Annotated in this window: 5 protein-coding genes; 3 read left to right on the top strand and 2 right to left on the bottom strand. The window is 46.1% G+C overall.

Translation table 11 applies throughout. From position 1 onward, the window contains the following. The 3 genes from CXF58_RS08090 to CXF58_RS08080 form a co-directional block, all read left to right on the top strand. A partial coding sequence (locus CXF58_RS08090; protein WP_102077158.1) for an NAD-dependent succinate-semialdehyde dehydrogenase occupies nt 1-1,444 on the top strand: 1,444 nt, incomplete at its 5' end. A gap of 174 nt (nt 1,445-1,618) precedes the next feature. Then, complete coding sequence (gene gabT, locus CXF58_RS08085; RefSeq protein WP_102077157.1) at nt 1,619-2,917, top strand: 4-aminobutyrate--2-oxoglutarate transaminase; 1,299 nt, start codon at nt 1,619-1,621, stop codon at nt 2,915-2,917. 211 nt (nt 2,918-3,128) lie between these two features. After that, nucleotides 3,129-4,568 (top strand): APC family permease, encoded by a 1,440-nt coding sequence (locus tag CXF58_RS08080; protein ID WP_102077156.1) that lies wholly within the window; start codon nt 3,129-3,131, stop codon nt 4,566-4,568. A 120-nt stretch (nt 4,569-4,688) separates the two neighbouring features. Here CXF58_RS08080 and CXF58_RS08075 read toward each other — a convergent pair whose 3' ends face one another. Both CXF58_RS08075 and CXF58_RS08070 read right to left on the bottom strand, forming a co-directional pair. Beyond that, nucleotides 4,689-6,107 carry a glycosyltransferase gene (locus CXF58_RS08075; protein WP_228706575.1) on the bottom strand — a complete coding sequence of 473 codons (1,419 nt, stop codon included), beginning with the start codon at nt 6,105-6,107 and terminating at the stop codon, nt 4,689-4,691. Nucleotides 6,108-6,256: 149 nt separating this feature from the next. Next, the gene (locus CXF58_RS08070) at nt 6,257-7,129 is read right to left on the bottom strand and encodes a TIGR03915 family putative DNA repair protein (RefSeq protein WP_102077155.1); all 873 of its coding nucleotides are present in this window, start codon (nt 7,127-7,129) and stop codon (nt 6,257-6,259) included. Between the last annotated feature and the right edge of the window lie 8 nt (nt 7,130-7,137).

Genomic DNA, 7,137 nt, shown 5'->3' with positions numbered 1-7,137 from the left:
ATCAAATCCAGACCTACTCAAACAGCAGTGCTTTATCAAAGACGGCTGGCATGATGCCAGTGATGCCGCGACTATCGACGTGAGCAATCCATTTAACGGTGAGATTATCGGTAACGTACCGAGCCTGACGACCGATGATGTCAATGACGCGGTTGCGGCTTCTCATGAGGCGCAAATCACGTGGGCGGCCAAAACTGCCAAAGAGCGGGCGGAACTACTGCAAAAGTGGGCCGACCTTATCGATGCCAATAAAGAAGATTTGGCCATCATTATGACCGCCGAGCAAGGCAAGCCTTTAACCGAATCACGCGGGGAAGTTGGCTATGCCAATAGCTTTATCCGCTGGTTTGCTGAAGAAGGTAAGCGCGTATACGGCGATGTTATCCCTGCCAATCAAACCCAATTGCGCCATGTCATCCTAAAACAGCCTGTCGGTGTCTGCGCGGCTATCACACCTTGGAACTTCCCAGCAGCGATGATTACCCGTAAAGCAGCTCCTGCACTAGCGGCAGGCTGTACTATGATTATCAAACCTGCGACCGAAACGCCATTTTCTGCATTGGCATTAGCGGTATTGGCTGAGCAAGCCGGTATTCCTGCAGGCGTTATTCAAGTCGTCACGGGCAAATCGTCAACCATCGGCGATATCCTAACCGGCGATGCACGCATTCATAAACTGTCATTTACTGGCTCTACCGAAGTCGGTCGTACCTTGATGGCACAGTGTGCCCCAACCATCAAAAAACTGTCATTAGAGCTCGGCGGCAATGCGCCATTTATCGTCTTTGATGATGCCGATCTTGAAAAAGCCGCTGAAGGCTTAATCGCTTCTAAATATCGTAACGCGGGTCAAACCTGTGTTTGTGCCAACCGTGTCTACGTGCAGGATAATATCAAAGACAAATTCCTCGACGTCTTTGTACAAAAAGTCGCTGAGCTTAATGTCGGTAATGGCATGGATGAAGGCGTGGATATTGGTCCTTTAATTAACAAAAAGGCGTTGGAAAAAGTACAAGCGCTGCTCAAAGACGCGTTAGATAAAGGCGCAACTCTTATCACGGGCGGCAGCACCAACGGCGCATCAGAACTGTCTTATAACCCAACCGTGATTACTGATATCAGCAGTGACATGGATATCGCCCATGAGGAAATCTTTGGTCCTATCGCTACTATCTTTACCTTTAAAGATGAAGCCGATGTCATTCGTCAAGCCAACGACACCATTTATGGTTTGGCGGCATATTTCTACAGCGGCAGCTATGCTCGCTCATGGCGTGTCACTGAAGGTTTAGAGTACGGCATCATCGGTCATAATACCGGTCTTATTTCTACCGAAGTCGCACCATTTGGCGGCGTCAAGCAGTCAGGCTTTGGCCGCGAAGGCTCAAAATACGGCATTGAAGAATATGTCGTGACCAAATATTGGTGCTCTGATGTTAGTTAATAGTTAGAGCTAATGGTTAGCTGTTTTATATTTTAACCATTTGTTTTTTATAGATTTTCACCTAGCATTTAACGGGATTCAGCAGCATGAATCCCAAATTTAGCCACAGCTTATTTTATAAACCGCCATACCATCATTGGCATCTACGTAAAGAAGAAAGAAAAGGATATTCTTATGACTACCAATCAATCATTACTTGCGCGCCGTAAAGCTGTTTTGCCAACAGGCCTTGGCATTGCCTTTCCTATTTTTGCCGAAAAAGCAAAAAACTCAGAAGTGTGGGATATCGAAGGCAATCGTTATATTGACTTTGTCGGCGGTATCTCAGTACTGAATACTGGTCACAGCCATCCAAAAATCACCCAGCGTGTGCACGAGCAGCTAGACAAATTTACCCATACTGCCGCGCAAATGGTTAACTATGAATGCTACGTCGAGCTTGCTGAAAAGCTTTGCGAAAAAGCGCCTATCAGCGGTCCGAAAAAAGCCTTGTTCTTGACTACGGGCGCAGAAGCGGTCGAAAACTGTATCAAAATTGCCCGTGCAAAAACCGGTCGTCCGGGTGTCATCTCTTTCGTTGGTGGTTGGCATGGTCGTACGCTGATGTGCATGAGCCTAACGGGTAAAGTATTGCCATATAAAAAGAACTTTGGCCCGATGCCAGGTCCTGTGTTCCATGCGTTATTCCCAGCAGAAGAGCTAAACGTGACCGAAGCACAAGCATTGCATAGCCTTGAGATGATTTTCCAAGCGGATATCGATCCAAGTGAAGTGGCAGCGATGATTATTGAGCCCGTACAAGGCGAGGGCGGTTTCCATCAAGTGACACCATCGTTTGCCAAAGCCTTGCGCGAAATTTGCGATGAGCATGGCATCGTACTGATTTTTGATGAAGTCCAGTGTGGTTTTGCTCGTACCGGTACCTTGTTTGCGTCTGAACAATTGGATGTTGAGCCGGATCTGATGACCAGTGCTAAAAGCTTAGCGGGTGGCTATCCTATTTCTGCCGTTATCGGCCGTGCTGATATCATGGATGCCCCGCAAGTCGGCGGTTTGGGCGGTACGTATTCTGGTAACCCATTGGCTTGTGTGGCTGCGCTTGCTGTCATGGAAGTCATTGAAGAAGAAAATCTACTTGAGCGTAGTGTTGAGATTGGTGACAAAATCGAAGCGTTTTTAAAAGATTTGAACCTCAGCAGCATCGGTCATATTCGCCATAAAGGCGCGATGTTAGCGTTTGAGCTAATCGACAGCGATGGCAAGCCTGATGCGGCGGCGACTGCCAACCTAAAAACCAAAGCTTTCGAGCAAGGATTGCTGCTCGCGTCTTGTGGTATGTATGGTAACGCCATTCGCGTGATGGTACCGCTCACAGTAGAGAACGAAGTGCTACAAGAAGGCCTTGATATTATCAAAGGTATTTTGACTGCTCAAGGCGTTAATTTAAAAGATGAAAGCTTAAGCTTAGGATAATGACAGTGCTGCTTTGAGTAGAAGTTTTACAACGGCGCCTTGCAAATCAAGACGCCGTTGCTGTCTCTGCTAAGCAGTTTTTGAATACTAAATCTATCGCTCGATAGGCAGGAAAAGATAAAAAAGGGCAGCGCCCTATTACATAAAAATAGTGGGTATCAGTGCCGTTAAAAAGGGCTGACACGGATGACACACGGACAAGGAGTAGGTTATGTCTGAGCTAAAAAAATCGCTAGGCATGTTTGACATTATTGCTTTAGCATTCGGTGCTATGGTCGGTTGGGGCTGGGTCGTTTTAGCAGGGGACTGGATTTTAGCGGCGGGCACATGGGGCGCGATGTTAGCGTTTATGATTGGTGGTTTGGCCGTTATCATGATTGGTGTTAACTATGCAGAGCTAGCGTCATCAATGCCAGTCACCGGCGGTGAGCATACCTATACCCACCGTGCGCTTGGCGTCACGGTTTCCTTTATTTGCTCTTGGAGTATTTTATTTGGTTACTTCTCGGTCGTTGCTTTTGAAGCAGTAGCACTGCCGACGGTGGTTGAATACTTTATTCCCAATTATAATCAAGGCTATCTATGGACGATAGCGGGCTGGGATGTGTATGCCACGTGGGTCGGGGTCGGTATGCTAGGCTCAATCATCGTCACTTGGCTCAATATTCGCGGCATGGAAGTCAGCGCTTGGTTCCAAAAAACAGCCGTACTCGGTATTTTATTTGTCGGTACGTTATTGTTTATTGGTGCGGTAATTTATAATCCTGCGAACTCAACCGCCGTGCAAGCGCCTGCCTTTATCGGTGGTATTGGCGGTATGATGACGGTGATTGTCATGGTGCCGTTTATGTTTGTCGGTTTTGACGTCATCCCGCAAGCGGCCGAAGAGATTGATCTGACCCGTCCTAATATTGGTAAGTTTTTGATTGTCTCTATTATTATTGCGGTGATGTGGTATGTCGGCGTGGCATGGAGTGTCGGTCGCACTTTGCCGCTCATTCAAGCACAAGGCTCAACCTTAGCGACCGCTGATGCGATGACCAATGCGTGGCATGGAAAATGGGCGGGCATTTTACTAGTCATTGGCGGTGTATTAGGCATTTTGTCGAGTTGGAACGCGTTTTTAATCGGTGGCAGTCGCTTACTTTATGCCATGTCAAAAGCCCATATGTTGCCCGCGTTTTTGGGCAAGCTACATCCGAAGTATAAGACGCCAAAAAACGCCATTTTATTAATCGGTGGTTTGGCGACGCTTGCGCCTTTATTTGGTCGTAAAATGCTAGTATGGATTGTTGATGCTGGTGGTTTTGGGATCGTGATTGCTTATACCTGTGTCGCCATCTCTTTCTTAGTCTTGCGCTACCGTGAGCCAGATATGGTGCGCCCGTTTAGAGTGCCAGCGGGCAAATTGGTCGGTATGTTTACCATCGTACTGGGCATCGGCTTGCTCATCTTATATATGCCGGGTATGCCGTCAGCGCTGAGCGCTATCGAGTGGTGGATTTTCTTTGGTTGGACGGCGCTTGGTATCGGTCTTTATAGCTATGCTGTCATGAAATATCCAGGCATCAGTGAATCTATCATGGCAGAGGAGTTACGCGAGTTAAAAATCGTCAATCAGCTGTGGTTAAAGGATAATCCACCCAAATAAAAATAAGATTTTCTCAAAATAAAGAAAGCCTAGCGTAAGCGTTAGGCTTTCTTTACATATTCATAGCATCAATCTTATCAATCAATAATCTTGCACCAAACCGTTAGCGAGATTGGCTTTTTATAACGGTTTATTATCTAACGCATCATTCTTTAAAGCGTGCTTATCTAAAGAGGCAGTATTCAGTTTTTTATCCTTTAAAGTGAGACTGTCTTTATGTTGCACAACTTCTTTATCAGATTTCATAACCGCATTATCTTGCGCTCTTGTTTTATCCTTTTTGAGATTAATGGGTAGCGCAGGCTCTTGATTGACTAAACGATCAGAAGGTTTATCAAAAGGTTTTATCGTTGGTTTCAGACTCTTTTTGATTCTTTTAACCGCTGCTGCATCCGCCAGCGCTTGTTCTTCTGCAAGCGATTGGTCATATAACCCTTGATAGACGAGTAGGGTTTGTTCAATCATCTCACGCATGGTGAATTTATTGGTCATCTCAGGACGGGTGACACTCTCTAGCTGGTTGCGCACCGCTTTACAGAGCGCTTTGGCGTTGTATTTTTTGACCAATCCTTGCGGATAAAGTGGCTGTAGTATCTCGCTAAAGGCCGCTTGATCCCAGCCAATGACTGGCGTGCCTAAGTGAATTGCTTGCAGCGCATTAATGCCAATCGATTCTGGCTCATTGGCAAGCGCCATGACGATATTGGCCGCCGACAGCCATTCGCGCATATCATTACGTTTGCTGCCGACGTAAGTTATGCGCTCAGACAATCCAAGCGTATTGCTGCGCTGGCGAAAATCTTCATGCGCCACATCACCTTCGCGGTAGTCATCGTCCATAATAATGACGTGAATATTGGGAAATTGTTCTTGCAGATTACCCAAGATATCAATCAGCCATTCTTGCCCATATTCATTACCGATGATGGTCGGAAAAACCAGCCATTTTTTGTGCTCAAGTTCAGGATATTCGGCAAAGGTATGGCGCAGCCAATACACAGAAGGGTTGTGTCGATACGGATAACGGCGCGTATCGACACCGCGGTAGATGCGCTTAATAACTTTAGGCTCTAGCTCCTCACGGCGCAGGCCTTTTTTTAGATAATTGGTGACGCTATCAGAGACCGTGATGATGGTATCGACATCGAGCAGGGCTTGTGAGTATTTATTAATCGGATAAAAGCCATACATGGTCGAGACCAGTTTTGGCCGACGCTTGAGGCGGGCGCGGCGCAAGGCCAAATGCAATATCCATGCAGGGGTGCGCGAATGCACATGAATGACATCAGGGTCGTATTTTTCAATCAAGCGGCGCAGCGGGGCGACTTGTAGCAGTGACAGCCAAGATTTCTTATTCATATACAGCTGATGGTAGATATTACCATCGCGCTTTAGGCGTTTGACCAAGTCATTTTCTTCATCGGCGCTGGCAATGATAATGGAAGTATGACCATTTTTAACCAAAGCGCGACCCAGATGAAAAATGCCGCGCTCGGATTCATCATGCTTTAAGGACGACAGTAAGCGCATAACTTTCATAATAGCGTCGGTCACCAAATAGGATATCAAGCTGCTATTGTCAGTTAAAAGTGCCGAAAACTCAACCACCAAGATAAAAAGATAAGGTCAAATTTGCCATGCTTTTCTTAGCTGAGAATAAGCAGTTGGCAATAGGTAACGTTACTAAACTAGCGACGTTTTTGTAAATGCTCAGCATTTGGTAGCACTTGCTTTTCACTGAGATATTTCCAATAGCGCTGCGGCAGATATTGCTTATGTAGCCGTGGGTTTTTACGCTCTTTGATATTGACATTAGTAAAGTAGCCTTGCCAAAACTTTTGATAACGCTGCTCGTCCTCGCTATGAATGCTGGCAGGATTACGCAGTACCGTATCATCTAGGTTAGTGATGGTTTGTAGGTCAGCAGGGCGCGACGGGGTACTTTTACTTTTGTCATAATAAATGCCATAGCCACGCGCCACATCATAAATCGCCCAATGCTGATCTTGATAGCGCTGGCGAAAATGCTCACCAATCAAAGGCAGTACATTAAAATCAGGCTCAACGCGGGCAAAGTAAATATCGTCAGTGGTATGCTCAAAACGCACAAAGGCTTCCATGCGGTGTTTTTCTCTACCGACCGACTTGACGGTTTGTACCAACTCCAAAACATTCAGATTACCCAAATCTTCCATAATATGGCGGCTAGGGTAGTCAATGGCGTATTTAATTACTTGAAATAAAGTGGTGCCGATATGAGCTTTTTCTGATAAAAATCCCCAGAGGATATTGCGCATACCTGAGCGACCTAATAAATTATGAAGCTTTGTCAGTACGCGCTCGGCTTTGTTGGTGTCGATAGCAACGCTTTTTGCCTGAGCGATTAATGACGGCACATAGCAGTCTTGAGCAATTAACTGTAGTGATTCATCGTCTTGTAATTTATTGGCATACACGTAAAAAACGGCACTGAGCCAACCCTCAAAACTTGGCTCATAAAGCACAATACTGGGCGTTAAGTGACCAACAATGTAATCGTGACTTTGCATCAGCTGTGACATTTATGTTC

Origin of the sequence: Psychrobacter sp. Sarcosine-02u-2 (assembly GCF_002836335.1) — a bacterium.
Taxonomy (GTDB): Bacteria; Pseudomonadota; Gammaproteobacteria; order Pseudomonadales; family Moraxellaceae; genus Psychrobacter; species Psychrobacter faecalis.
The sequence above is the reverse complement of the archived record's forward strand: the minus strand, read 5'-3'. Positions and strand labels throughout refer to the sequence as shown.

What these genes read in the sequence shown, in the direction of transcription:
- gabT (WP_102077157.1), top strand. Translation starts at nt 1,619, where the DNA reads ATGACTACCAATCAATCATTACTTGCGCGCCGTAAAGCTGTTTTGCCA.
- CXF58_RS08080 (WP_102077156.1), top strand. Translation starts at nt 3,129, where the DNA reads ATGTCTGAGCTAAAAAAATCGCTAGGCATGTTTGACATTATTGCTTTA.
- CXF58_RS08075 (WP_228706575.1), bottom strand. Translation starts at nt 6,107, where the DNA reads ATGAAAGTTATGCGCTTACTGTCGTCCTTAAAGCATGATGAATCCGAG.
- CXF58_RS08070 (WP_102077155.1), bottom strand. Translation starts at nt 7,129, where the DNA reads ATGTCACAGCTGATGCAAAGTCACGATTACATTGTTGGTCACTTAACG.